Raw genomic sequence first — 25,312 nt, 5'->3', positions numbered from 1 at the left:
GTACCGAAATACCGGAACCGCGACTCACGAATATGCGACGGATACCCCACCCGGCGCATCTCGTTGGTGCGCATCACCCCGCCATCGGAGAGCTCAAACATCGCCGTGGCATTGGAAAAATCGTTATCGAACATACTCACATCCCGGTCGAAGACCCCGTCGCCGCGCTCATCGGCCACCCCGATACAACTGACACTCACCGCATGGGCATCCAACGCACCGAGCACACCACCAATGGCATGGGTCGGATACAGCATCGGCGGATAACTCGCCGTTTCCTTCCAATTCTCGCCGCCGCTGTACTGATACGCCGCATAAAAACCCAGATCCATATCGTGGACATAATCGCCCTCCGAATAGAACACCCGCCCGAACTCACCGGTGCCAAGCTTCTTCCGGGCATACACCGTCGCCGGATTGTAATAGCTGGTCTCGCCCATCATGTACGTCAGACCGGTCTCTTCCACCGCGGCGATAATGTCGGCGATCTCTGCCTCGGTCACCGCCATCGGCACCGCCGAATACACATGCTTACCCGCCCGCAGCGCCCGCACCACCAACGGCCCATGCGTCCACCGCTGGGTGAAGATGGCGACAGCCTCCACATCACTGGCCAACAACGCCTCAAAATCGGCAACCGCACCATCAAGACCGGCGCTTTGGCGCAGTTCCTCCGCCCGGCCAGGTTCGATATCACTGACCAGCATCTTCCCCACACCCGGATGCAGCCTGAACAGCTTCGCAAACGTTCCGGCAAACTGGCCGGCTCCAAGAATGCCGATCGACACGGCCATGATCCGTTCCTCTCTGCAGTTTCCTATCCGGTCGGACCGGTTTCCGATAAATCTACTCGTGTGGCTTCCGCCACGCAAGAGAAGATCATCCTCGGTCCAAGATCAGAAATAACCCTTGCCAGTGGATAGATACACGTGTAGATTCTTTGCAATGTGTTGGCCAAGTCACATGCGGCTTGGGCTGAAACCGGCAAGTCAAGACAAAGCACTCGCGATGCGGTGCAGCAGGCGAAGGGTACACAAATGGCTACGCTGACCAGCGAAAATGCTGCCCGACGGCAGCAACCCGGACAACGGCGCCGTCGTCGTGACGACACCAAGCTGGCGATGATCTTCATCCTGCCGGCCAGCATCGGGCTGGTGACGTTCTACTTCTGGCCGCTGCTGCGCGGGATCTGGCTGAGTTTCACCTCCTGGGACCTGCTCTCGGCGGCAGAATTCGTCGGACTGGCCAACTACGAGCGGATGTTCGCCGACCCGGTGTTCTGGAATGCCATACGGGTCACGCTGTATTACGTCGTCGTCAACATCACGATCCAGACGGCGGTGGCGCTGGTGATCGCCGTCCTGATGCAGCGGCTGACCCAATCCACCCTGGTGCGGTCGCTGATCCTTGCCCCGTACCTGGTATCCAACGTTGTCGCTGCGCTGGTGTTCCTCTGGATCCTGGACTTCCAGTTGGGCATCGGGAACCAGTTCCTGGAGTGGATCGGCCTTGACCGCATCGGGTTCTTCACCACCGAAGCGTGGGCCATTCCCACCATCGCGCTGGTCAACGTCTGGCGTCATATGGGGTATACGGCGCTGCTGATCTTCGCCGGGTTGCAGGCCATTCCCGGGAACCTGTACGAGTCGGCAAGAGTGGATGGCGCCTCCGAGCCGAGGATGTTTTTCGGCATCACGCTGCCGCTGCTCCGGCCGATTCTCGGGCTGGTGCTGATCATTTCGGTCATTGGCTCATTCCAGGTCTTCGACACCGTATCCGTGACCACCGGCGGCGGGCCGGTCAATGCCAGCCGCGTGCTGCAGCTCTACATCTACGACAACGCGTTCGGCCAGTTCGACTTTGGCTACGCAGCAGCGCTGAGCGTGGCAATGCTGGTGATCCTGATGATCGTCACCTTCATCCAGTACCGGGTGACCCGGGCCGGCCAGACCGACCTGAACTAGCAGCCTCACCGGTTTGAGTTAAAGGAGCAAGCACCGTGTCACAACCAACTGCAGAAGCACAGCCGGACACCGCTGTTGTTTCGCCGGGAGCGCCCTCTTCCACCCTGGGCAAACGCAACAAACGCAGGCGGCGGCGTCCCACCATTGGCCGGATCCTCGCCTGGACCGCCATGGTGGTGCTGCTGGTGATCAGCATATTTCCGTTCTACTGGATGCTGCGGACCGCGCTGTCGAGCAATGACGCTTTGTACGCCAACGCCACGTCCCTGCTGCCGGTCGATTTCAGTTGGGGAGGATTCGCACGCGTCTTCGGTCTCCAATCCACTGAGGAGGCAATCGCCCAAGGCGGTTCCGGCGCGGATATGAATTTCTGGCGCTATCTGGGCAACTCAGTCATCGTGGCCACCGGCATCACGGTGTGCCAGATCTTCTTCTCCGCCATGGCAGCCTACGCCTTCTCGCGACTGCGCTGGAGGTTCCGTGGTCCGGTATTCAGCCTGTTCCTGCTGTCGCTGATGGTCCCGCTGATCTTTACCCTGCTGCCCAACTTCCTGCTGATCAAGCAGCTCGGCCTGGTGGACACACTGCTCGGGATCATGCTGCCTGGCCTGTTCATGGCCCCATTCGCCATCTTCTTCCTGCGACAGTTCTTCCTCAATGTCCCGTTGGAGGTTGAAGAAGCCGCGCTGATCGACGGCGCGAGCAAGATCCGGGTGTTCTTTACCTTGATCATCCCGATGTCGTGGGCTCCCATCGCCACCGTCTCCATCCTGACCTACATCACCGCGTGGAACGATTACTTCTGGCCCCTGATGGTCTCCTACACGGACCAGTCCCGGGTGCTGACGGTGGCCCTGGGGTCCTTCAGCGCCCAAACGCCGCAGACCGGGCCGGACTGGGCAGGGTTGATGGCGGCTACCCTTGTCGCTGCGCTGCCGATGATCGTGCTGTTCGCCTGCTTCGCGAAGAAAATCGTCAACTCCATCGGATTCAGCGGAATCAAGTGAGGTACTCCATGACAAAGTTCCGACGCCGTATTGCCGCCGCAGCAGCAACAGCGGGCCTGACAGTGGGGCTTGCCGCCTGCGGCACCCCCGTCAGCACCGACGGCAGCGTTACTCTCGATTACTGGCTCTGGGACTCGGCCCAACTGCCCGGCTACCAAAAATGCGTGGACGCATTCGAAGAGGAACACTCAGACATTGATGTACGCATCACCCAGTACGGGTGGGACGACTACTGGTCCAAGCTGACCGCAAGCTTCGTCGCGGAAGCAGGACCGGATGTCTTCACCAACCATGTGAGCAAGTATCCTGAGTTCGTCCGCCGCGGTGTGCTGCTGCCGCTCAAGTCGCTGGAAGCGACAAGCGATTTCGACGCCGACGAATTCCAGGACGGACTGGCCAAACTGTGGCAAGGGCCGGACGGCAAGCAGTATGGAATGCCGAAGGACTTCGACACCGTCGCCCTGTTCTTCAACAAGAAAATGCTCCGCAAAGCAGGGATGACCGCCGAAGACCTCGAAGGCCTGACGTGGAACCCGCGCAACGGGGGAACATTCGAAGACGTCATCGCCCACCTGACCATCGACAAGAACGGCGTCCGCGGCGACGAACCCGGCTTCGACCCGAACAATGTAAAGGTCTACGGGCTGGCCTCTGCAGGGTCCGGTGGCTACGACGGACAGACACAATGGTCCTGGCTGGCCGGCTCCACCGGGTGGCGGTTCAACGACCAGAAGACCTGGGGCACCGAGTACAACTACGATGATCCGCGCCTTCAAAAGACCATCGATTGGTACTTCGGGTTGGTCGACAAGGGGTATTTACCCCCGTTTCAAAAGGTGGGCTCCTCCCCCAACGCTTCGCAGCAGCTCGGATCCGGCAGTGCCGCAATAGCAGCCGATGGCTCCTGGATGATCCGCATCTACGCCGCATTGGAAGGGGTCGACATGGGCATCGCCAAGTTGCCCTCCGGACCGGTCGGACACCCGGTCTCCATGTTCAACGGCCTCGGGGACTCGATCAGCGCCCAGACCGAACACCCGGAGGAAGCCGCCGAGCTGGTCGACTTCCTCGGATCCGACCAATGCCAGGTCATCATCGGCAAGGAAGGCGTCGTCCTTCCGGCACGGCCGGCGGGCACCAAGGCGGCAATGGAGACGTTCAAGTCACAAGGAATCGACGCGAGTCCGTTCATCGAACTGGTGGAGAACGACAACACGATATTGTTCCCGGTGACCGACCATGGCGCCACCATCACCTCGATCATGAGCCCAGTGATGGACGGGATCTACATCGGAGACCGCGACGCCTCCTCCCTGACGAAGGTGAACAAGCGGATCAACAACCTGTTCGAATAGCCCGGTGGTCGACCAAGGCGCCCACCCGGTGATCGACCAAGGCGCCCAGCCACGGTGGTCGACCAAGGCGCTCAGCGCCGCGTGGAGACCCCGGCGGAGACGCCGCGGCGACCCCGGCGGAGACCCTATCGAATCAGCCGCACCCGGATGGGCAGGTCGAGGTCTGCCCAGGCCCGGTCCGCGGTCAGCACCTCGGGAGGGTCGCTGCGCGCGGCCAGCGCCAGACAGCAGCGGCCCCCCAGCGACAAAGTACGGCCGCCGTCGAGTGTCCGCATGGCACCCGCAAGTTCGGCGTCTTCCTCTGAAACAGGTTCAATGCTGACGCCAGCGGCTGCCAGCAATTGGCGAATGCGGTTGATTTCAATATCGGCGTCGACCAATTTAGACACAACTTCGGCGAGGTTCGCGGTTCCCAGAACTCCGGAAGCGAGCTCGGAGGCAACAATGTCGGCACCCGACTCGTCATGGACGAGGGCAAGAATGGCCAATGCGTCGAGGACTGTCACTCGTGAGCCGCCGCCCGACGACGTTCGTCAAGCAACTCATCGACGAGGGAGCGTGAGTCAGGTACAGCGGCGCCCAGTCCGCGTAATTCAGCGACCGCGTCCTGTTGACGCTCCAAGGTCAATCGCCGGCCGGACAGGTGCAGGTGCAGGCGGTCGCCTGGAACAAGCTTGAGAGCCTTCCTTACGTCGGACGGTATTACTATCCGCCCCTGCGGCCCGACCTTCAACGTGGCATCCATACCTAAAGATGGCATGGAAAATGAATATGTGCCACGACGTGCGAACGGGATGTTCAGCGGGAACCTGTCCGCCCCCGTTTTTTACGTTTCGTGTCGTACGCCGCTTTGTTCCAAGCCGCCATCGGCAATAGCGTTTTCACTGAATCACGAGTTCCAACGTCAAACCCTGGTTTGTTGGACGGCAACCCTCTCGCTGTAGTGGGGTGCCCCAGGTGATGATTCGGCCCGGCACGAACCCGTGCGGGCAAGTATGGCGCCTGCTGCTCCGGCTGCGCCTGACGCGCAAAGGTGTTTATGTCCGTCCAGGAATCCGCCACCGCCGCCCCGGAAGGCCCGCCTGTCCGCGTCCGCGACAAGAAGCGGGTGCTGACTTCGGCCTTTGTCGGCACTACCATCGAATGGTACGACTTCTACCTCTATGGCACGGCCGCAGCGCTGGTTTTCGGGTCGCAGTATTTCCCGGCTGCCTCCGACTTCGCCGGGACCATGGCGGCGTTCGCCACCTTCGCCGTCGGGTTCATTGCCCGGCCTTTGGGCGGCATCATCGCAGGTCATCTGGGCGACCGGATCGGACGCAAGTCCTTGCTGGTGGCCTCCTTGGTGACCATGGGCATCGCCTCCACCGGCATTGGACTGCTGCCGAACTTTGAAAGCATCGGCATACTGGCCGTCATCGGGCTGGTTGCGCTCCGCCTGCTGCAGGGACTGGCCTGCGGTGCCGAATGGGGCGGTTCAGCCTTATTGTCAGTGGAACACGCGCCCCGGCATCTGCGCGGTTTCTTCGGCAGCTTCACCCAGATCGGTTCCGCCGCGGGGATGCTGCTGGCCACCAGCGCCTTCTTCATCGTGCAGTCATTTACGACGGCGGAACAGTTCCAGGCTTACGGCTGGCGAATTCCGTTCCTGGCCAGCGCGGTGCTCGTGATCGTCGGCCTCTACATCCGGATCGGCGTGGACGATGCTCCCAACTTCAAGCGGTTGAAGCAGGAAGAGAAAACCGCCAAGGCACCGGTCTGGGAGGTGCTCCGGGGCCACAAGCGCGGCCTGCTGATCACCATGGGCATGAGGATGGCCCAACCGGCGTTGTTCTATCTGCTGACGGTGTACATCGTCGACTACATCGCCACCAGGCGCGGCGACGAATCGATCGGAGTCACCTCAGTGATGATCGGTTCGGCCATCGGGCTCGCCTCGGGACCGCTGTGGGGGTGGGCCTCGGACCGCTGGGGACGCCGCCCCATTGCCTTCGCCGCCATCATCGGTATCGCGATCTTCATCTGGCCGTTCTTCTGGTATCTGGATAACGGGGCGCTCGTACTGCTGCCGTTGGTGATGATCCTGGCGATGAACGTGCTGCACGACTCGATTTACGGATCCCAGGCTGCCTGGTTCGCCGAACAGTTCCCCGTGCATCTGCGCTACACCGGTGTCTCCCTCGGCTACCAGCTCGGGACCGTGCTCTCCGGCGGGCTGACTCCGATGATCGCCGCCGCACTGCTGGAGTTTGGCGGCAATGAACCGTGGCTGATCTGCGCCTACGTCACGCTGCTGTGCGGGCTGTCCTTGTTCTCGGCCCTCGCGGCCAAGGATCCGACGTCGGACGCCATTAAGACACGCGGCAGCAATCAACCAGCCGACACCTTCGAGGAGATTTCATGACCCGCCCGATCCTGCTCAACGCCTTCGAAATGCTGGTTCCCGCGTTCCAGTCGCCGGGTTTGTGGCGCCACCCGGACGATGAGAGTAACCGCTACACTGACCTTTCCTTCTGGACGGAACTGGCGCAGACCCTGGAGGGCGGCGGTTTCAGCGGCATCTTCCTGGCCGATGTCCTGGGCCAGTACGATGTTTACGGTGGCAACGCGGATGCGGCACTGCGCGGAGGCGTGCAGTATCCGATGCTGGACCCGACGCTGATCACTTCGGCGCTGGCCGCCGCCACGGAACGGATTGGTTTTGGCGTCACTGCCTCGGTCACCTACGAGCAGCCTTACTTGCTCGCCCGGCGGTTCAGCACCCTGGACCACCTCACCGGCGGGCGGGTCGGCTGGAACATCGTCACCTCCTACCAGGACTCCGCGGCCCGCAACCTCGGCCTGTCCGGCCAGATCCCGCATGACAAGCGGTACGACCGGGCGGAGGAGTATATGGACGTGGTCTATAAGCTCTGGGAAGGGTCGATGGACGACGACGCCGTCGCCGCCGACCGTGAGTCCGGCGTCTATGTGGATCCGGAGAAGGTCCAGGGCATTGGCCACGACGGCGAACACTTCACGGTGCCCGGCCCGTCGCTGGTCGAGCCGTCCCCACAGCGCACTCCCCTGCTGTTCCAGGCCGGCGCATCGCCCCGGGGCCAGGCCTTTGCCGCCAACCACGCCGAGGCGATCTTCTTCATTGGCTATTCCCCGCAGATGGTCCGCGGGTGGGTGGACAACGTACGCGGGGAGTTGGTCTCCCGCGATCGGTCTGCCGACTCGGTCAAGATCTTCGCCATGGTTACCGTAATTGTTGCCGAAACCGATGCCGAAGCCCAGGCCAAACTCGAGGACTACACACAGTATGTGGATCCGGAAGCCGCGCTGGCGCTGTTTGGCGGCTGGACCGGCGTCGACCTCAAGGGCGCGGATCTGGACAGTCCGCTCGAACACGTCGAGTCCGAGGCCAACCAGTCGGCGCTGGCGTCCTTCACCAAGCTGGATCCTTCGCGGGTGTGGACGGTCCGGGAGCTGGCGAAGTTCATCAGCATCGGCGGACGCGGCCCGGTCATCGTGGGCTCGCCGGAGACCGTGGCCGATGAGTTGGAGCGGTGGATGGACGAGGCCGACGTCGACGGTTTCAACCTGTCCTCTGCTGTCCGTCCGGCCGACCAGCAAAGCTTCACCCGGCTGGTCTCGCCCGAACTGCGCCGCCGCGGGCTGCTGCCCGAACCGGTCAAGGGGCAGACCTTCCGCGAAGCGGTGCTGGGCAAGGGCTCCCGGCTGGCCGAGGACCATCGCGGAGCACAATTCCGGTCCGCCGGCGTCGCCTCGGCGTGACCATTACGAAACGTGTCACGTGCTTTGACGATCCACGCCATCGGCGCATAACGTTTAGAGCAATCAAGAGACTCAACCACAAGGCCCTGGCCGGTTGGGCAGCAACCCTCTCGCCGTAGTGGGGTGCTCCAGGTGATGATTCGGCCATCAGGAAATCCTGACCGGCAAGTACGGCGATTCCGCCACGGCAACCAATGTGGCCGGATTCGCCCCGCGTGAGCAGGAAGAGAGCGTATCCGTGAACTACGATCTGAACCCGGAATCACTTCGCCGTGCCTTCAGCGGCTTCCCCTCGGGGGTCGCGGCGCTGTGCTCCACGGTCGGCGGGCAACCCGAGGGGATCGTCGCCTCCTCCTTCACGGTTGGCGTTTCCCTGGATCCGCCGCTGGTGATGTTCGCGATACAGCGGACATCCAAGACCTGGCCGGTGCTGCGCACGTCGGCCCGGATCGGCGTCTCGATCCTGGGGACCGGGCATGAGGACGCCTGCCTGCAGATCGCGTCCAAGTCAGCGGACCGGTTTGCCGGCCTCGACCTGCACACCACCGACGGCGGGTCCATCCTGCTCAACGACGCCGCCCTGTGGCTGGATTGCTCGGTGGAGCGGGAGATGCCCGCCGGCGATCATGAGGTGGTGCTGCTCAGGGTCCATGGTGCCTCGGCCAACGAATATGGTGAGGATCCGCTGGTCTACCACCGCTCGGCCTTCCACCGGTTGAACGCTCCGTCGCTGGTGTAGCGCCGGTATATAGTCCGCGTTTCGACGCCAAAGCCCGTGACCGGACTAGAATTGGTCCCAGCATGAGCACTCCGAATAAGACCTTGAGCACCGTCCGCGTTGACGCGTGGCTGTGGGCCATCCGTGCCTACAAGACCCGCTCGGCAGCAACCGCTGCCTGCCGGGCCCACCACGTGCGCCTCAACGATGACCCGGTCAAGCCCTCGCAAACCATCGTGCCGGGAGACACCATCCGGATCCGGATGTCGGGATTCGAACGGGTCCTGGAGGTCACCCAGCTCATCGCCAAACGCGTCGGCGCCGAGGCGGCTGCGCGCTGCTACCGGGACCACACCCCGCCGCGACCATTGATGCCCTCGCTGGGACTCCCGCAACGTGACCGCGGCGCGGGACGGCCGACCAAAAAGGACCGGCGGGAGATGGAGAAGCTCCGCGGCATGCGGTGATCAGCTGCCAGATCCTTGCCCGCTGGTGACATACAGGACCTCGCCCGGATAGATTCGACCCAGGGGTTGTCATTGGGGACGCAGTCGCACGACGACAGGAGCAGCACATGAAGAACAAGATCGTATTCGGTACAGGCATCGCCATCGGTTTTCTGCTGGGCTCGCGTTCCGGCCGCCAAACATACGACAAGTTGATGGCTAAAACCGATCAGTTATGGCACAATCCGAAGGTCCAGGACACCGTCTCCAGCACCACCGGCACGGTGAAGGAGAAGGCCCCAGGCATTTCCAACCGCGCCGAAGAGGCCGTCAAGAAGGTTCAACACAAAACCAGCGGCAACGGCCAGCACAGGGAAGAGCCGCAGACCATTGACGCGACGGCCGACGTCACCGGCCCGAGCGGAGGCCACCCATACGAGGTTGAGGAACAGCCCTTCCAGAATCAGGCGCACGAGACCCGCCCGGACACCACTGGCTGACAGATCTGTCCCCTGACCTCCGGTGGCGATGCTGAGAGTTTTCTTGCGCATCGTTCGAGACAGATCGAGACCCGCCTCTTTGTCAAGCAAATCGCTTCTGCTTTACACGGTATCGCTCGCTTGGAGGCGTCGCTCGATCCGGTCCATTTGCTTGTGGAGAGTGTCCAGCCGCGTCACCATCGTTTCCAGTAGCACGGTCGGAGCCCCTTCGTGTAGGCGCTCACTCTCGAGCTCCAAATATCGTTGCTTCAGTCGAAGAACGTAGTATGCGTTACTGACTGGTTCGATGCTGATTAACAACACCAAGAGGCAGATGTTGACTGCCACTAGCAGGAGGTACCGCTCTGGCGAAACCTCCGTCACAAAGGCGGTCGATACTACTGCAACCCCCGAAACGGCCAAGACGAATGCGCCATGTCTCCACCGAATCCTCTTCACGAGCAATCGCCCACCCCGCGCGGCTAATTGATAAAGGCTCGACGAGTTCCCCGATAATGCTACATGGGACGTCCACCGATCGATCTCCAATGATGCCACGCGTGTAAAGTCGCTTGCTGGGATACTACTCAGCCGCTCGAGGGCCACTTCCAGACGTTTCGTCGCCGGGTGAGTACTTTCAAATGGATCGATCGAGCGTCCAGTCCAATGTCGCCACACTGGAAACAACCAAGAGCAATAGAACAGAGCCAGCAGGGAAAGAATTGTCAGTGGTGCGAACGTATCCGCCAGTTGACCATGCTCTATGATTCGTGCCACTGCGATGGAAGCTAATGGTCCGGCAACGAGCGTGATAATTGGGAGCACCGCGAATGTCAGGATACGCTCGCCTCCAGGGCCGCTGACCGAACGGCTTGCGGCAAGACGTCGAAGGTCCCAAGTTGAATACATTACCCCTAGCCCGGCCACCAGAAGGAAGAACGATGCCAGGCCAATAGTTCCCGCCCAGTGGGTGGTCTGAGCAAGCAGCAAGTCCAGGAGAAAGAGCACCGCCATAGCCGCCAATCCGAGAATAGAGAAGCTAACCTTGGCCCCCCGGGTTGTTCTAAAATGGGACGTGGGCAAGTCCGGCTTATCGTCAGTGAAAGTCAACAGTTCCTCCAGGTATTGATTCAGTGAATTCGGAAACGTTCCCCCCACCATGCGCGGCTGGGGGAAAGCGTCTATGCGGCCGTTATCTCCAAAATAGCTGAGGCCGTCCTGATGCGAAGCTCTTCCTTATTCCTCAACATGTTGCCTTCGACGACTCACTGTCTATACAGGTACAGCTGAGCTGGCGTTGAACTGGTCGGTCAGCGGCGCAGTGTCCGGCGTGCCAACCAGTTACCGAGGAACTGCACGGCCTGGACCATGATGATAATGACGACGACGGCGGCCCACGTCACGATCGGGTTGAACTGCCGGTAACCATATTGAATGGCGAAATTGCCCAGACCGCCGCCACCCACATATCCCGCGACGGCCGACATATCGACCAAAGCGACGACAATGAACGTGTACCCGAGGATGAGCGGCCCCAGCGCTTCGGGAATCACAATCGTCAGGATGATCCGCAGTCTGCCGGCGCCGACGGACCGTGCGGCCTCGATAACGCCGGGTTGCACGGTCAGCAGGTTCTGCTCCACGATCCGGCTGATCCCAAACGCCGCGGCCAGCGACAACGTAAAGATGATCGCGTTGTTGCCAATCCCGCTTCCCGTCACCGCACGGGCCAAGGGCTGCGCAGCGGCGAGGAAAATGATGAACGGAATCGGCCGGAATATGTTGACCAGCACGTTCAGGGCGCCGAATACCGGCTTGTTGGCCAGCAGGCTGCCGGACCGGGTCGTGTAGAGTCCGAGTCCGAGCACGAGTCCGGCCGCCCCGCCAAAGATCAGGCTCAGGGACACGATGTAGAGGGTCTCATACGTCGAGGTCCATAGCTCGGGCAACAGCCCCACCAGCTCATCCACGTGTCGTCACCTCTTTCACGTCGCTGTACTGTGCAATCCGGGCGAGCACCGGATCAATCGACTCAGCCGGACCTTCCAGGGCCAGGGTGAGATGGCCGAAGGTCCGTCCGCGGATATCGTTGATGCCGCCATAAATCAGCTCGAAATTGATGCCGGCGTTGGCGAGCTGGACAAAGACCTCGTTCTGCGAGGCCTCCCCTTCACGGAACGACACCGTGACGAGCCGTCCGGGATGCCGCCTGCGCAGTAGTTCCAGGTCCTTGTCGGAGGGAATGTCGCGGATCACGGTGGAAACGAACCGCTGCGAAGATGCTTGCCGGGGCCGGGAGAAGACGTCGAACACGTCGCCCTGCTCCACGATGCAGCCCTGCTCCATCACCGCCACCTTGGTGGCGAGCGCCTTAATCACGTCCATTTCGTGGGTGATGGTCACAATAGTGACGCCGAGCTCCGCGTTGACGCGCTGCAGCAGCTCCAGCACCTCGTAGGTGGTCTCCGGGTCCAGCGCCGAAGTCGCCTCGTCCGCCAGCAGGATCCGGGGCGACGACGCCAGTGCCCGGGCAATACCCACGCGCTGCTTCTGCCCGCCGGAGAGCTGCTCCGGGAAGGCTCCTGCCTTGTCCCCCAGACCGACAAAGCGAAGCATTTCTTCGACACGCCGCTCGGCGTCGGCCCGGTTGGTTCCGGCAACCCGCAACGGGAAAGCGACATTATTGCGCACCGTCTTGGAATTGAACAGGTTGAACTGCTGGAAGATCATTCCGACATCGAGCCGGAGCTTTCTCAGCTGGCGTTCGGACACCCCGGTCACCTGCCGGCCATCCACCACGATCTCCCCGGAAGAGGCTGGCTCCAGCGCGTTGATCAGGCGTGCAACCGTACTCTTACCGGCTCCGGAGTAGCCGATGATCCCGAATATTTCCCCGGTGGCGATGTCCAGGTTCAGATTGTCCACCGCTGCCACCGCGCGGCCGGAGCGGGCAGCTGGATAGACTTTCGAGACATTCCGCAGCGAAATGATGCCGCTATCCGTCATTGGCCTCGATATCCGCCTCGACGTCGGCCAGCGACTTCTTCAGGTCCTTGACCGGCACATTAAGAATCTCGGCCGTGCCGCCGGATGCCTTCTTTACGCCCTTCACCACTGCGGGCGTGTTGTGATAAATGTCCACCAGCTTCTGGTACGTCTTGTTGTCTTCTTCGCCTTCGTCGGCCGCGAAGATGTTCACGTACGGCAGAGCGTTTGGATCGGAAGGATCATCCTGAGCCAGAGTATCTTCGGCATCGAGTCCGGCGTCGGCGATAAAATCGTTATTGATAATGGCCGCCGCCACATCCGGCAGCGACGTCGCGGTCACTGCGGCATTGAGCGAGATGACTTTGACCTTCGACTCGGACTCCACCACGTCATTGACGTTGGAGAAGATTCCACCACCGTCCTTCAACGTGACCAACCCCGCCGATTGCAGGACCAGCAGGCCCCGTGCCTGGTTGCTCTCGTCGTTGGGCACGGCAACCGTCGCCCCTTCCGGGATCTGTTCCACCGAATCATATTTCGTCGAGTACAACCCCAGCGGATAGATCGCCGTCGAGCCGATGGGAGTCAGGTTGCTGCTACTTGCCACGTTGTACTGTGCGAGGTAAACGATGTGCTGGAACTGGTTCAGGTCCAATTCCCCGGCGCTCAGGGCGGGATTTGGCTGGGCGTAATCGCTGAAGCCGACAATTTCGACGTCGATTCCTGCCTCCGCGGCAGCCTTGGTGTATTTCTCCCAGTACGGCTCACCGGAACTGACGACGCCGATCTGGACCACGTCATCGTCAGAACCGCTGGCGGCTCCACAGCTGGATACGGACAGGGCCATCGCAATGACAATGGTGGCGGTGGCAACTTTCTTCGTGAGCGGCATGGCAGGTCTTTCTCTCATCGGTCCAAAAAGTCCGACGGCAACAGTGGCGCCACAGCGCCGGCGCCATCGACTTAGATACCGTATTCGGCGCGCTCTGCCCGCACCGCATTGTTGAGAAAAATGTCAATAGCCGCGCGTTCCGCGCCGTGACGCTGCTCTCAAGTGTCCCTGCAAAATTGACATCAGGCGGCCGCTATAACAACAGGAACGCGATCGGCGTCGCGAAAATCAGCGTCAGGATCACCCGTTCCACCCAGATCACCCCCATCTGGGTGATGGAGATCGGAATGTCCGTTGCCACGATGCACGGAACCAGCGCCGAGAAGAAGATGATCATCGACACCGAGACAATCGCGATGATGAACTTCACCATGATGCCGGCCTCGGCGACCAGCAGGGCGGGCAGGAACATTTCGGCGATGCCGACGGCGCTGGCCTTGGCAATCAGCATCGGCTCCGGCAGCTGCAGCAGCCAGGTGAACGGATAGAAGATGTAGCCGAGCCAGTCAAAGACCGGCGTGTACCTGGCCAGCACCAGCCCGAGCAGGCCGATCGAGAGAATCGAGGGCAGGATCGCCATCGCCATCAGCAAGCCGTCGCGGACATTGATGACGATATTCCTGCCCAGTCCCGGCGCTACCGCCACCGTTTCCTTCGCTTCCTGCCAGGCGGTGGCCACCCGGTTATGGCGCACCTTCTCCTCAGGCTGCGGCTCCGCTTGTTCGTGGTACTCGTCCCGGATCCTGGAAAGCGGCCACAACCTGACGGTCACCGCGGTCACCAGGAAGGTCACCACCAGGGTGGACCAGAAGTAGAGGTTCCACATGCTCATCAGACCCAACGTCTGGGCGACCACAATCATGAAGGTGGCGGAGACGGTGGAGAAGCCGGTGGCAATAATCGCCGCCTCCCGGGATGAATACTTTCCCTCCTTATAGACCCGGTTGGTGATCAACAGCCCCAGGGAGTAGCTGCCCACGAAAGATGCCACGGCGTCGATGGCGGACCTGCCGGGGTTTTCCAGACCGGACGCATGATCGGCTGCACCATCACACCGATGAATTCGAGCAACCCGTAACCGACCAGCAGCGCAAGGAAAACGGCGCCAATCGGAACCAGCAGCCCCACGGGGATGACCAGCGCGTTGAACAGGAACGGGCCCATATCCTCCTGAAACAGCCAGGCCGGCCCGAAGTCGAACACCAGCATCAGCCCGACAACCAGACCGACCACCTTGAAGAAGGAGAAGGCGATATCCACCGGTCTCTTCTTCCAGCTGCCGGAGATGAACGGATACGCCGCCCCGGCGAGCAGGATCGCCAAAGCGAAGTACGGCAGCACCGGCGTCACAGTCTCCTCAAGGAACGTGACGATGTGGTCGAGCATGATCGAGCTGGAACCGTTGATCGTCACCGGCACAAAGAACATGAAGGCGCCAATGAAGCTGTAGAGGAAGAACTTCCACATTCCCGGTGTGGCTCGTCCAGTCTGCGACTGAACATCCTGTCCGTCCCCTGAATCTGCAGCCACTGGTTCCCGCCTTTCATCGAAATACGCGCGCCGAAACTATTGGGGCCTATCGCATCCTCAGCGCGGCGCAATGTCAAGCATCCGGCGGTCCCCTGCCGGCTTCCCAGGCTGCGCGGAACCTATCTGCGGCCGCTACCAGCGACGCCGCCGACCAGATAGGTCCAGGGCGCCGGTCGGGCCTTTGCGTCCTTCGCTTCATTGTCCGCCATCGAAACGCCTACGAGGTCATCGCTTCCTTGTGCTGGCGCGATACCTCAGTCAGCGATCCGCAGTAGGCGCAGTTGACCTGGTACTTCCGGCGGAAGGTGAACAGCGGGATGAAGAACAGCGAGAACCGGGTGGCGCGCTGCTGCAGGCGCTGCATCGCCTCACGGTTGCAGTGCCGGCACACTCCCGCCGTCGCGGTCAGCGTACGGACTTGCGTGTTGAGGCCAAACAGCACGAACATCTGCACCTCCGAAGGCAACTATCACGTCTTCCAACCCTACGCCGGGTTACGGTGATGCTTCGGCATATTCCTTGAACTGCTGCAATTGGCCGCCGTCCGCGTCCGCCACTGACTCACGGATCTCCGCGGCCATCGAGGCCAGGTCATCATCGACGACGACGTCGACCGTCAGCGAGACCCGCACGTTGTCCCCGTCCTGGGCCAGCTCATAGCGGTAGTCGGTGCGCACATCGCCGCTGCTCATGGTCAGGGTCAGGCTGTCCTCCGGCTCGAGCGCCGTGATCGTCGCCGTCCGTTCGTGCCCGCCGGCGGTGAAGTCGATCGCCATCCCAAGCTCCGGCCGGCCTTCGGCATACATATGGTCAACGCCGGGCATCCACACCGGTGCCGCGTCCCAGTCGGTCAGCAGCGCCCAGGCGCGGGTGAACGAGACATACACCAGCTCGGTGTCGGTGAAGGCCGTGCGCGCATCCATACTTGAATCATCCCCTGCCTTGCTGATGCTGTGAAGAGCAGGGTTCCGAGTTCAGCTGAATAGATATTCCAGTGTTCGGGTTCTGTAGGACAATACATGTCTCTCCGCCTCGGCAGCGGCCCGGTCCGGGTCGCCTGAATCGATTGCTTCGCGGAGCGTCTCATGTTCGCGGCAAACCCGCTCAAAGTCGGATACTTGTCTGAATATCCAGTGCAACCGGCCCATTAAAGGGCCCAAGATGTCCTGCAGTGTTTCGTTTCCGGAAAAGGAAATGATTTCGTCGTGGAAAGCGGAATTTGACTGGTGGGCGGTATCGAGATCCCCAGACAGCAGCGCTTTGCGGGAGGATTCGACCAAGGACTCCAATGCATTCACTTCGCCGCTGGCGACGCGCTTTGCGGCCAGCCGCGAGGCCAGTCCCTCCAACGCCTCGCGGAGGTCGAATATCTCCTCGACTTCGCGGCGGTTGAGCTGCTTGACCACGATACCCCGCGTTGGCAGGTTTTCTACGAAGCCTTCTTGAGTGAGGATGCGTAGAGCTTCCCGCACCGGAAACCTCGATACTTCGAACTCATCCGCAAGATCCCGCTCAACCAGCCGGGAACCCGGCGGATAGACGCCATTGAGAATCCGGGTACGGATCTCGCCACTGACGATCTCCCTCAGGGGAAGCTTGTGTCGATACACGCCGTTCGACGTCACCCTGGCCTCCAATTGTCCTGATCCTGTCGCAGACAACCCCACCGATCAGCCGTGTTGGTCCGTTTGTTTCTTCTCCTCCAAGCCTAGCGACGTTCAGCGTTCGAGTTCACCACCATGACTACATGTCTTTTCGTATCGCGGAAGCTGAATTTCAAAACCTACCGATTTGTCATTGACGCGTGATTGTCATCACTCATACACTCGATTTGGGATCCCAAAATCGTCGAACGTAGATCCATCTACCTGTTCTAAGGACACCGCAAATGACGAGCCATGAACCATCCGTGTCGACCGTTGGTGATTCAACCAGCTCAGCAGACACGAAACTGGCCACCCCAGACCTGCATGACAAACCGACCAAGGTGCGTTGGAAACTCTTCGTACTGCTACTGGCACTAGTCACTATCAATTACATAGACCGTGGCTCAATATCGGTCGCCATGCCGCTCATCAAGGAGGAATTCAACCTCTCGCCAGAGGCGATCGGCTCGCTGATGTCGGCCTTCTTCTTCGCCTACGCGCTGATGCAGGTGCCAGGAGGTTGGCTTATCGATCGATTGGGGCCGCGAAAGATGGTCGCCGGCTCCTGCTTTGGCTGGGGAGCCGCCACCGCCCTGTCGGGGTTGGCTTGGAGCTTTGCGAGCCTCTTCACCGCCCGCGCCGCTATCGGTGTCGCGGAGGCTGCCATCATGCCCTCGGGCGGCAAACTTAACGGTGCGTGGATGCCACGGGAGGAACGCGGACGCGGAGCCACTATTTTGGACGCCGGAGCACCACTGGGTGCGGGTATCGGTGGCATCGCGATCGCTGGATTGATTGCCCTTACGGGAGGTTGGCGTGGTGCGTTTATTGCTGCTGGCCTTGCAACGGCGGCATTTGGCTTCCTGGCATGGTGGTACATCAGGGACTCCCCTAAACAGCACAAGGGCACTAATCAGGCCGAAATCGAGTACATCGAAGCTTCACATGCCGCAGAAGATGCGGAAGCAGCCAAGGATGAAGCGGGCACCGGACGGCGGGCTTTGCTCCCGTACCTGAAATTCCGCTCTTTCTGGGCCATGTGTTTTGGCTGGTTTGGTTTCAATGGCGTGTTCTATGGCTTGCTGACGTGGGGACCGCTCTATTTGTCGGAGGCCAAGGGATTCGACCTCGCCGCCGTCGGCTGGGGCACATTCGTGATCTTCGGAGCCGGCTTCGTCGGAGAACTGCTGGGGGGATACATTTCGGACTGGTGGCGGGCACGTGGTGCCGCCGCCAATACGGTGATGCGCACTCTACTGGGCATCTCCAGCGCCATGGTCGTCGCAGGACTCCTCGGTGTCACCCTCGTCAACAACCCGTTCGCCGCCGTCGCACTGCTGTCCGTCGTACTGTTCTTCCTCCGCTGGGTCGGTCTCTTCTGGAGCATCCCCGCGTTGCTCGGTGGCAGGGCCAACGCCGGCGTGCTCGGCGGCGCAATGAACCTGAGCGGCAACGTAAACGGCTTCATCACGCCGATCGCCATCGGCCTGATCGTCGGTGCCACCGGCGGCTATACATGGGCACTTTTGTACTTCGTAGGAGCGGCAATCGTCATGGCGACTTCAGTGCTGACCCTCGATTACAGCCGCCGCCTCCCAGTCTAAATAAACCGCGAACTCACCCCGGCTCCACATCGGACCGCAGAGACAGGACGATAATAATGAAGCTCTTGGTCATCAACCCGAACACCAGCGAAAGCGTCTCTGATCTCATTCGGTCTGAAGCGCGGCGTGCTGCGTACGGCGACACCGAAATCGTCGTGCGCACCGCGCCGTACGGGGTGGAATATATTGAAACCCGTTTCGAGTCACTGATTGCCGCCGGTGCCATCGCACAGCTTATTGCCGAAGATCATGCAGACGTCGACGGCATCGTAATCGCCGCATTTGGCGATCCTGGTTTACCAGCGCTCAAGGAGCTGGTGGATATCCCGGTCGTGGGTATCACCGAGGCAGCCCTCTGTACTGCAGTGCTGCAAGGCACCCGCTTCTCCATAGTCGCGATTTCCAATCGCATCCAGGCTTGGTACCGGGAGTGCGTTGGAACCTACGGACTTGGGTCACGCCTGGCATCGATTCGTTCTCTCGAGGACCCGCTTAACGACATCGGCACTGTGCAAGACGATTTTTCCGACCCATTGCTTCGTCTGGCCAACAAGGTCGTCGATGAGGATGCAGCGGATGTCGTCATCCTCGCCGGGGCGCCGCTGGCTGGTTTGGCACGGTCCTTGGGGGGTCGGATCCCGGTACCTGTAGTGGATGGAATATCGGCAGGCGTCAAACAATGCGAAGCTCTCGTCGCCCTTACTACGGGAACGCACCAAAAGGGCAGTCTCAGCCGGCCGCCTCAAAAGAACAACATAGGCCTGTCCCCCGAAATCCTGCGTGCCCTCAACACCCGCCCCCAACGCTGATTCCGGCTGTTCTGCCATGGCCTGCCCGCGCAGCCGAACCACAAAGGAATTGTCATGAACACCGAGCCCGACCTGCTGATCACCAATGCCGTGATCGTTAATGCAGGAATCACTACAAAAGGTCACATCGCCGCCGCTGGCGGCCGCATTACTGCTATTTACGATCAAGCACAATCACCCGACAGTCTTCCGGCCGGATGCCGTGTCATCGACGCTGCCGGTCGCACCGTCATCCCGGGAGGAGTTGACGCTCACTGTCATGTTGAACAGGTAACCGGATCGTATAAGTCCCTCGATTCCTTTGAGACAGCTTCCATCGCTGCTCTTTGGGGCGGTACAACAACCATTATCGACTTCGGAATACCCGCGAGTACCGCCGAATCGCCGCTGGAAGCGGCCGACAATAAGATGCGCCTGGCCGAGCAGGCACGGTGCGATGTCGCGTTGCACGGCAGCGTCATCCAATGGGACGAGACGGTCCCCGCACAGCTGGAAAAGTTGGCTGCTTACGGAATCAGTTCGGTGAAGCTGTACATGACCAACCGCGGTTCAACCATGGCCGATGACGACACAGTTGTTAACGTAATGAAGGAAATGGTGCGGTTGGATGGACTGACCTACATACATGCCGAACATGACCCAATCATCGCCGACTGCACCTCCAGGCATGTGAACAGCGGGGCGACCGGAATCGAGCACTTGCATCACACCCGGCCGGAGCTGGCGGAATCCACGTCGGTGCAGGAAACTCTCGCCATGGCCGAATACACTGGAGCGCCGGTGTATTTTGTCCATCAAACAACTCCCGAGGCCGTGGATCTGATCACTGCCGCCCGGAACCGCGGGCTAACGGCCTATTCTGAAACTTGTCCGCACTATTTGGCGCTGGACGAAAGTGTTTACGCCGGATCAGCCCCCGAACGCTATGCCTGCTGTCCTCCCATGCGGAGTCGTGAAACAGTTCAAGCACTGCTTGAACGCACGGTATTCGGCCAGGTACACACCATCGCATCCGACCACTCGTGCTATGACCTTGAGCAAAAACAATCGCGCAAGGACGACATCCGTTTCATGCCACATGGGCTGCCCGGGGCGGAAACGCGCATGCCCTCAGCCTTCACCAGTCTGGTGGTCGAAGGCGGGATGACTCTGCAGCAGTTTGTGGAACTCTTCTCTGCCGGTCCCGCCCGAATCAACGGTTTGCCTTCAAAAGGAGTAATCGCCCCCGGCTATGATGCCGACCTAGTCATTTTCGATCCACTGCAAAAACAAACAGTGGACGGGACAGCCCTGCACATGGGCACCGACTTCTCACCTTTCGAGGGGATGGAACTGGTCGGGTGGCCATCCATCGTCGTCAGACGAGGGACAGTGGTGTTAGACGAGGGTGTCTTCTCAGATCCAGGACCTACCGGCCTATTCCAGAGCCGGCTCGGAGTACGGGCCATGCAGGAACCGGCGACCGAAGGAGCTTCCCATGATTGAACGTTCAGCACGAATTGGCATGATCGTCCCTTCATCCAATACTTGCCTGGAACCCCAGACGTATCGCGTTCTCGGTCAGCGCACCGACGTCACAATTCATTTTGCCCGCATTGACGTCACCAGGATTGCACTCGATGGGGGTTCGAAACAGCAATTCGATGCTGCAACGATGACGTCGGCGGCCAAACAGCTCAAGACGGCTGATGTGGATGTGGTGGCGTGGAATGGTACGTCGGGGTCATGGCTTGGATCGAAGCACGACCAAGCCATAGCGGAAAGCATCACCGCGGCTACGGGACTAGCAGCCACCACATCAACACTCGCCTATCTGGAAGCTTTCGCAAGATTCGGACTTTCACGCGTGGGATTGATCAGCCCCTACACCAAGGACGTGAATGAGGCTATCGTACGCAACTATGCCGCAGAGGGTCTGGAAGTCGTGGCCGAGCACCATCTCGGCTTGAGCGTCAACGAATCGTTCGCCAGTGTTGCGCCAAACGAACTGCTTGCACCTTCACTCGAGATGGCTGCCTCACGACCCGATACGATCATTTACTTATGCACCAATCTGTATGGTGCACCGATGGTAAAGCCGGTCGAAGGCGAGACAGGCGTTCCAGCCCTCGACTCTGTCGCCGTTACTTTGTGGAGATGCCTGGACTTACTGAAACTGCCGAAACTCGAGAGCCAGTGGGGCAAACTTCTTGGCTGAATGACCAATAACGACGACCCGGCGACGACGGCGGCACCCGGGTGAGTGCCGCCGTCGTCGTTACTGTTGGCCCGGTTAGATATTGCCGCCGGCCGCGCGGCGGTGCTTGATCAGGCTGTCCACAATCTCCCAGATACCGATGATCACAGTCCCGGCGATCACGATGCTGCCGAGCACGGCCTCGTTGAACGGGTTGCCGGTGGCGGCTGCGTATGCCGAGGCGAACTGAGGGTTCATCCATTGCTGCGTGCTGACCAGCAGCACTACGAAGCCCACAGTCACCACATCGAGCACCGCATTGGCGACGACGACAGACATCTTCCACCGTCCGGCGAGATACTTCCAGAGCTCCATCCCGATCCCCAGCGCCAACAGCACCATGAAGGCGGGGATCCAGGCATTCCACAGCTCCGGCTCCAGCAGCGGAATGGCGCCGTCGGCATTGCTGAACACCGACCGGAACTGCTGCCAGACGATGGCGACCGCCGCGAAGATCAGCAGCACAATTCCGACGGCGCTGTCGACTGCCGTGATCTGGCGCTTGACCGGCACCGGAGGCAGGTCGTCAACGCTCCAGCCCCCGGGGCCGGGCTTCAGGCTCCTATTGCCAGACAGTTCGTTCATCCGGTCGACGAAGGTGAAGAGGATGGTCAGCCAGAAAAAGATCTGAATCCCTACACCTATAGCGTGTCCGACGGACTCAATAATCGTTTCGATGACGTTGGCCCCGGGGTCCCACAGCCCAATCACCAGTCGAACGACCAGCACCAGCGGCACCACGATGCCCAGGATCAGCTTGAGGATGTGCAGATACGCTTCAAACACGTCCGGGCCGATCAGATAACGGCGCGGCGGGGCATAGCTCTCGGCGAGCGCCCTCGGATTGCCCAGTTCGGTCAGCGCGTCGCCGACCGCGTCGTCCGACCCTCCCCTGGCCTCCACCATGTCGGCGATGGCGCCGCGCAGCTCCTGTCCGACGTCGTCCCTCATGGATTCGGGCAGCCGCCGCTCCACCTGCCAGATGTAGCGCTCCTCGAGGCTGCTTTGACTTGTTTTCATGACTTCTCCCGTAGCAAGGTTTCGATATTGCCGTTCAGCTCGGCCCACTCGGCGGCCAGGCGGTCCAGGAAGCGGGTGCCCGTCTCGCTGACGGCGTAGAACTTCCGCGGACGCGGCTCCTCCGTGTTCCACTGACTGGTCAGCAGCCCTTGTTTTTCGAGCCTGCGCAGCAAGGGGTAAAGGGTGTTGGCATCCACCGCAAAACCCGCATCTTCGAGGGTGCTCAGCAGTGAGTATCCGTAGTGCTGGTTGCGCAGCACGCTCAGGCACGCCAGCACAACGGAGCCTCTGCGGATCTCCTGGATGTGCCCGGCCAGTACTGCCTCTTCATCGTCCATGTCTGACACAATAGTGTGTCTCACACATTATCGTCAATAGCACTGCATGGTTTGAAGAACACTATCCGGAAGTGGCGTGTGCGGCGGCTATTGTCACGTGCGCCGGCGGCTATACTGCACAAGCAGAATCAATCGTCGACCGCGCCGAAGGGGAGCACCGCTGCATGAGCGAAGCAACGCCCTAGAGCCTTGCCACCCGACAGCGCTTTATCGACGAGGCGCTGCGTTTGTTCAGGGAGAGCGGTTACGAGCGAACCTCCATGGGACAGATTGCGGCCGCGGCCGGTGGAGTCTCGACGCCGGCGGCCTGAACCCTGCCGAACTCATCACCCTGTTGCAGGCACTGGCGCCGGGCGCTGCCGGGGCGCAGGTGACGGTGTTCGACCCCCACCTCGACACCGACGGCAGGTATGCCCTGCTGTTGACCGATGCGTTGAGCGAAGGACTGCGCCACCTCGGCACGGAACGGAATGGGCGAACCGGCTGAACCGCCTGCCCGGAATCAGCCCTGCCGCCGAGCCGCTCGGGAGCCGCGCAGTTGCTGCAGGTATCCCGCGCCGGCCACCACATGGAGGGCCACTCCAATCACCAGCAAGACCTGCCCCACCGGCAGCAGCCACTCCGCCGCGGGGGCCAGCCCGAACATCACCGCCGCGGTGCCTGCCATCATGATCGCGGTGCGGATTTTGCCAATCCAGGAGACAGTCAGTTGGCGGTCACTGGTGGAGGTGCGGGCGGTGAACACGGCGACGACGGCGTCAACGGCGACCAGCACAATCATCACCAGCCACGGAATCGCCCCGGTGGCCGCCAATGCGGCGGCAATACATACGATGCCCAGTCGATCGGCCAGCACATCCAGGATTGCCCCGACGTGGCTTGCCTGGCCCCACAATCGGGCCAGGAATCCGTCCACCCAATCCGTGGCTCCGAAGAGCACCGCCAGAATGGCGGCCCGCAGTGGCTGATCTTCGGCGAGGACCAGGGCGACCACCGGCACGATCAGCACGAGCCGGAGCATGGTGATGGCGTTCGGTATCGTCCACCACCGGTCTTCGGAGGAGCGGTTGCTCATGCCGTTCTCAACGTCCGGCGGGCGGCAGCGATTCCCCCGTTACCTTTTTAGTAGCCCCGAGTTAAGGAAGAGTTGGGGTTGCTGGCCTGTCGGTCTCGGCATGACTCTGTCCCCCCAGTCGTAAGCATGATCCGGGGGGTGCCGTCACCGGGATTCGATAGGCACCAGGGGATCGCTAATGGGAACCGGACCAGCCGCAGACACCACCGGGGCAAGGTCGGACCGTAACGTGGATGTCGAACTCTGGAGCCGCAGGACATGCCAGCCGTGTCTCACTTGGTCTACATTCTGGAGGTAGCGTGATCGACGATCACCAACACATCGATGTGTTCATCGGCGTCGATGTCGGCAAAACAGATCACCACGCCGTCGCTCTGAACCGGTACGGCAAGAAACTACTCGATAAGGCACTGCCGCAGGACGAGACGAAGCTGCGGGCCATCATCGACAAACTCGCCACACACGGCACCGTGCTGCTGGTGGTGGATCAGCCGGCGACGATCGGCGCGCTGCCGGTCGCGGTCGCTGAAGCCGCCGGCATCGTGGTGGGCTACCTGCCCGGGCTGGCGGTGCGCCGGATCGCGGACCTGCATCCGGGTGAGTCCAAAACGGACGCCCGAGATGCCTTCATTATTGCTGAAGCCGCCCGCACCATGCCGCACACGCTGCGCTCCATCAAGGTCGCCGACGAGCAGTCAGCCGAGCTGTCGATGCTCTGTGGTTTCGACGACGATCTGGCCAAGCAGGCCACCGCCGCCTCCAATCGCATCCGCGGGCTGTTGACCCAGATCCATCCGGCGCTGGAGCGGGTCATCGGCCCGCATCTGGACCACCCCGCCATGGCCGCCCTGCTACAGAAGTATCCGAGTCCAGCAGCCCTGCGCCGTGCCGGACAGGCGCGTGTTGCTGCGCACCTGCGAAAGTCGGCTCCGCGGGCCGGCAAGCGCTGGGCGGGCGAGGTCTTCGCCGCCCTGTCCGAACAGAGCGTGGTGGTGGCGGGCACCGACGCGGCGGCCATCGTACTGGACCAACTGGCCGCGCAGCTGTCTCAGTTCCGCGCTTCCCGTGCCGAGGCCCTGGCCAGGGTTGAGGCCATCGTGGAGGCCCACCCTCTTCACGAGCTCCTGACGTCCCTACCGGCGGTCGGCGTCAGGACCGAAGCCCGCATCCTCACCGAGGTCGTCGGCAAGGACTTCAAGACCGCCGGGCACCTGGCATCCTACGCCGGACTCGCCCCGGTCACCTGGCGATCAGGAACCTCGATCCGCGGCGACCACCCCTCACGCAAGGGCAATAAAGTCCTCAAACGAGCCCTGTTCCTCTCCGCCTTCGCCGCCCTCAAGCACGACCAGTCCCGGGCCTATTACGACCGCAAACGCGCCGAAGGTAAACGCCACAACCAAGCCCTCATCGCCCTGGCCCGCC

30 protein-coding genes and 2 riboswitches are annotated in these 25,312 nt (G+C 61.2%); of the genes, 15 read left to right on the top strand and 15 right to left on the bottom strand.

Features of this window, described 5'->3' with window-relative positions; all coding sequences use genetic code 11:
- On the bottom strand, positions 1 to 794 hold a 794-nt coding region (locus H535_RS0120630), incomplete at its 3' end, for a Gfo/Idh/MocA family protein (RefSeq protein WP_035770376.1).
- Between the two features lie 243 nt (positions 795 to 1,037).
- Here H535_RS0120630 and H535_RS0120625 point away from each other — a divergent pair.
- From H535_RS0120625 to H535_RS0120615, 3 genes are read left to right on the top strand one after another with little or no spacing between them, the layout of a single operon-like run.
- The gene (locus H535_RS0120625) at positions 1,038 to 1,964 is read left to right on the top strand and encodes a carbohydrate ABC transporter permease (protein ID WP_051299617.1); all 927 of its coding nucleotides are present in this window, start codon (positions 1,038 to 1,040) and stop codon (positions 1,962 to 1,964) included.
- 35 nt (positions 1,965 to 1,999) lie between these two features.
- Positions 2,000 to 2,971 carry a carbohydrate ABC transporter permease gene (locus H535_RS0120620; RefSeq protein WP_081416860.1) on the top strand — a complete coding sequence of 324 codons (972 nt, stop codon included), beginning with the start codon at positions 2,000 to 2,002 and terminating at the stop codon, positions 2,969 to 2,971.
- A gap of 8 nt (positions 2,972 to 2,979) precedes the next feature.
- Complete coding sequence (locus H535_RS0120615; protein WP_035770375.1) at positions 2,980 to 4,326, top strand: ABC transporter substrate-binding protein; 1,347 nt, start codon at positions 2,980 to 2,982, stop codon at positions 4,324 to 4,326.
- A gap of 125 nt (positions 4,327 to 4,451) precedes the next feature.
- On the opposite strand, the gene H535_RS0120610 is transcribed toward H535_RS0120615, so the two are convergent.
- Together H535_RS0120610 and H535_RS0120605 are read right to left on the bottom strand one after the other, a co-directional pair.
- Positions 4,452 to 4,832: a type II toxin-antitoxin system VapC family toxin gene (locus H535_RS0120610; protein WP_026821037.1), complete on the bottom strand. Its 381-nt coding sequence runs from the start codon at positions 4,830 to 4,832 to the stop codon at positions 4,452 to 4,454.
- Positions 4,829 to 5,086 (bottom strand): AbrB/MazE/SpoVT family DNA-binding domain-containing protein, encoded by a 258-nt coding sequence (locus H535_RS0120605; protein ID WP_026821036.1) that lies wholly within the window; start codon positions 5,084 to 5,086, stop codon positions 4,829 to 4,831. The genes H535_RS0120610 and H535_RS0120605 overlap by 4 nt, the downstream gene beginning before the upstream one ends.
- 127 nt (positions 5,087 to 5,213) lie before the next feature.
- Positions 5,214 to 5,328, top strand: a riboswitch (SAM riboswitch).
- 37 nt (positions 5,329 to 5,365) lie between these two features.
- Between H535_RS0120605 and H535_RS27030 the strand changes: the two genes are divergently transcribed.
- The 5 genes from H535_RS27030 (at position 5,366) to H535_RS28050 (ending at position 9,770) form a co-directional block, all read left to right on the top strand.
- Positions 5,366 to 6,730: an MFS transporter gene (locus H535_RS27030; protein ID WP_051299616.1), complete on the top strand. Its 1,365-nt coding sequence runs from the start codon at positions 5,366 to 5,368 to the stop codon at positions 6,728 to 6,730.
- Positions 6,727 to 8,106, top strand: a complete 1,380-nt coding sequence (locus tag H535_RS0120595; protein WP_026821035.1) for an LLM class flavin-dependent oxidoreductase — start codon at positions 6,727 to 6,729, stop codon at positions 8,104 to 8,106. Before H535_RS27030 ends, H535_RS0120595 begins: the two co-directional genes overlap by 4 nt.
- A 61-nt stretch (positions 8,107 to 8,167) precedes the next feature.
- Positions 8,168 to 8,283: riboswitch (SAM riboswitch) on the top strand.
- A 61-nt stretch (positions 8,284 to 8,344) separates the two neighbouring features.
- On the top strand, positions 8,345 to 8,845 hold the full coding sequence (locus H535_RS0120590; protein WP_026821034.1) for a flavin reductase family protein: 501 nt from the start codon (positions 8,345 to 8,347) through the stop codon (positions 8,843 to 8,845).
- Positions 8,846 to 8,907: 62 nt separating this feature from the next.
- Complete coding sequence (locus H535_RS0120585; RefSeq protein WP_026821033.1) at positions 8,908 to 9,291, top strand: RNA-binding S4 domain-containing protein; 384 nt, start codon at positions 8,908 to 8,910, stop codon at positions 9,289 to 9,291.
- Between the two features lie 107 nt (positions 9,292 to 9,398).
- On the top strand, positions 9,399 to 9,770 hold the full coding sequence (locus H535_RS28050) for a YtxH domain-containing protein (RefSeq protein WP_051299615.1): 372 nt from the start codon (positions 9,399 to 9,401) through the stop codon (positions 9,768 to 9,770).
- Between the two features lie 102 nt (positions 9,771 to 9,872).
- Here H535_RS28050 and H535_RS0120575 read toward each other — a convergent pair whose 3' ends face one another.
- From H535_RS0120575 to H535_RS0120540, 9 genes are all read right to left on the bottom strand, one after another.
- Positions 9,873 to 10,859: a hypothetical protein gene (locus H535_RS0120575; RefSeq protein ID WP_026821032.1), complete on the bottom strand. Its 987-nt coding sequence runs from the start codon at positions 10,857 to 10,859 to the stop codon at positions 9,873 to 9,875.
- 200 nt (positions 10,860 to 11,059) lie between these two features.
- Positions 11,060 to 11,719 carry a methionine ABC transporter permease gene (locus tag H535_RS0120570; RefSeq protein WP_051299614.1) on the bottom strand — a complete coding sequence of 220 codons (660 nt, stop codon included), beginning with the start codon at positions 11,717 to 11,719 and terminating at the stop codon, positions 11,060 to 11,062.
- Positions 11,712 to 12,755 carry a methionine ABC transporter ATP-binding protein gene (locus H535_RS0120565; protein ID WP_026821030.1) on the bottom strand — a complete coding sequence of 348 codons (1,044 nt, stop codon included), beginning with the start codon at positions 12,753 to 12,755 and terminating at the stop codon, positions 11,712 to 11,714. Before H535_RS0120565 ends, H535_RS0120570 begins: the two co-directional genes overlap by 8 nt.
- A complete protein-coding gene (locus H535_RS0120560) occupies positions 12,745 to 13,629 on the bottom strand; it encodes a MetQ/NlpA family ABC transporter substrate-binding protein (protein WP_026821029.1) in 885 nt (294 codons plus the stop codon). The genes H535_RS0120565 and H535_RS0120560 overlap by 11 nt, the downstream gene beginning before the upstream one ends.
- A 193-nt stretch (positions 13,630 to 13,822) precedes the next feature.
- Positions 13,823 to 14,620, bottom strand: coding sequence for a YjiH family protein (locus H535_RS30295; protein ID WP_342667744.1), 798 nt, complete (start codon positions 14,618 to 14,620; stop codon positions 13,823 to 13,825).
- A complete protein-coding gene (locus H535_RS30290) occupies positions 14,581 to 15,159 on the bottom strand; it encodes a hypothetical protein (RefSeq protein ID WP_342667743.1) in 579 nt (192 codons plus the stop codon). Before H535_RS30290 ends, H535_RS30295 begins: the two co-directional genes overlap by 40 nt.
- A gap of 217 nt (positions 15,160 to 15,376) precedes the next feature.
- Positions 15,377 to 15,625, bottom strand: a complete 249-nt coding sequence (locus H535_RS0120550) for a zinc-ribbon domain-containing protein (protein ID WP_155838803.1) — start codon at positions 15,623 to 15,625, stop codon at positions 15,377 to 15,379.
- Between the two features lie 28 nt (positions 15,626 to 15,653).
- The gene (locus H535_RS0120545) at positions 15,654 to 16,082 is read right to left on the bottom strand and encodes an SRPBCC family protein (RefSeq protein ID WP_026821027.1); all 429 of its coding nucleotides are present in this window, start codon (positions 16,080 to 16,082) and stop codon (positions 15,654 to 15,656) included.
- A gap of 51 nt (positions 16,083 to 16,133) precedes the next feature.
- Positions 16,134 to 16,784, bottom strand: a complete 651-nt coding sequence (locus H535_RS0120540) for a GntR family transcriptional regulator (protein WP_051299618.1) — start codon at positions 16,782 to 16,784, stop codon at positions 16,134 to 16,136.
- 263 nt (positions 16,785 to 17,047) lie between these two features.
- Between H535_RS0120540 and H535_RS0120535 the strand changes: the two genes are divergently transcribed.
- From H535_RS0120535 to H535_RS0120520, 4 genes are read left to right on the top strand one after another with little or no spacing between them, the layout of a single operon-like run.
- Positions 17,048 to 18,409, top strand: a complete 1,362-nt coding sequence (locus H535_RS0120535; protein ID WP_051299613.1) for an MFS transporter — start codon at positions 17,048 to 17,050, stop codon at positions 18,407 to 18,409.
- Positions 18,410 to 18,465: 56 nt separating this feature from the next.
- Positions 18,466 to 19,218, top strand: coding sequence for an aspartate/glutamate racemase family protein (locus H535_RS0120530; protein WP_026821024.1), 753 nt, complete (start codon positions 18,466 to 18,468; stop codon positions 19,216 to 19,218).
- A gap of 54 nt (positions 19,219 to 19,272) precedes the next feature.
- Complete coding sequence (locus tag H535_RS0120525; RefSeq protein ID WP_026821023.1) at positions 19,273 to 20,703, top strand: amidohydrolase family protein; 1,431 nt, start codon at positions 19,273 to 19,275, stop codon at positions 20,701 to 20,703.
- Positions 20,696 to 21,415, top strand: coding sequence for a maleate cis-trans isomerase family protein (locus tag H535_RS0120520; RefSeq protein WP_026821022.1), 720 nt, complete (start codon positions 20,696 to 20,698; stop codon positions 21,413 to 21,415). The genes H535_RS0120525 and H535_RS0120520 overlap by 8 nt, the downstream gene beginning before the upstream one ends.
- Positions 21,416 to 21,490: 75 nt before the next feature.
- Here H535_RS0120520 and H535_RS0120515 read toward each other — a convergent pair whose 3' ends face one another.
- Positions 21,491 to 22,474, bottom strand: coding sequence for a hypothetical protein (locus tag H535_RS0120515; protein ID WP_026821021.1), 984 nt, complete (start codon positions 22,472 to 22,474; stop codon positions 21,491 to 21,493).
- Positions 22,471 to 22,812, bottom strand: coding sequence for a PadR family transcriptional regulator (locus H535_RS0120510; protein ID WP_026821020.1), 342 nt, complete (start codon positions 22,810 to 22,812; stop codon positions 22,471 to 22,473). The genes H535_RS0120515 and H535_RS0120510 overlap by 4 nt, the downstream gene beginning before the upstream one ends.
- 209 nt (positions 22,813 to 23,021) lie before the next feature.
- Here H535_RS0120510 and H535_RS28735 point away from each other — a divergent pair, with 209 nt between their 5' ends.
- Positions 23,022 to 23,123 (top strand): TetR family transcriptional regulator, encoded by a 102-nt coding sequence (locus H535_RS28735; RefSeq protein ID WP_211236655.1) that lies wholly within the window; start codon positions 23,022 to 23,024, stop codon positions 23,121 to 23,123.
- A gap of 23 nt (positions 23,124 to 23,146) precedes the next feature.
- Positions 23,147 to 23,299, top strand: a complete 153-nt coding sequence (locus tag H535_RS29210; RefSeq protein WP_155838802.1) for a hypothetical protein — start codon at positions 23,147 to 23,149, stop codon at positions 23,297 to 23,299.
- Positions 23,300 to 23,314: 15 nt separating this feature from the next.
- Here H535_RS29210 and H535_RS0120500 read toward each other — a convergent pair whose 3' ends face one another.
- Positions 23,315 to 23,887, bottom strand: coding sequence for a CDP-alcohol phosphatidyltransferase family protein (locus H535_RS0120500; RefSeq protein WP_026821019.1), 573 nt, complete (start codon positions 23,885 to 23,887; stop codon positions 23,315 to 23,317).
- A gap of 299 nt (positions 23,888 to 24,186) precedes the next feature.
- Between H535_RS0120500 and H535_RS0120495 the strand changes: the two genes are divergently transcribed.
- The coding region (locus H535_RS0120495) for an IS110 family RNA-guided transposase (protein ID WP_026821018.1) at positions 24,187 to 25,312 on the top strand (1,126 nt) is incomplete at its 3' end.

It is taken from the genome of Arthrobacter castelli DSM 16402 (assembly GCF_000430705.1).
GTDB lineage: Bacteria > Actinomycetota > Actinomycetes > Actinomycetales > Micrococcaceae > Arthrobacter_C > Arthrobacter_C castelli.
The sequence above is the reverse complement of the archived record's forward strand: the minus strand, read 5'-3'. Positions and strand labels throughout refer to the sequence as shown.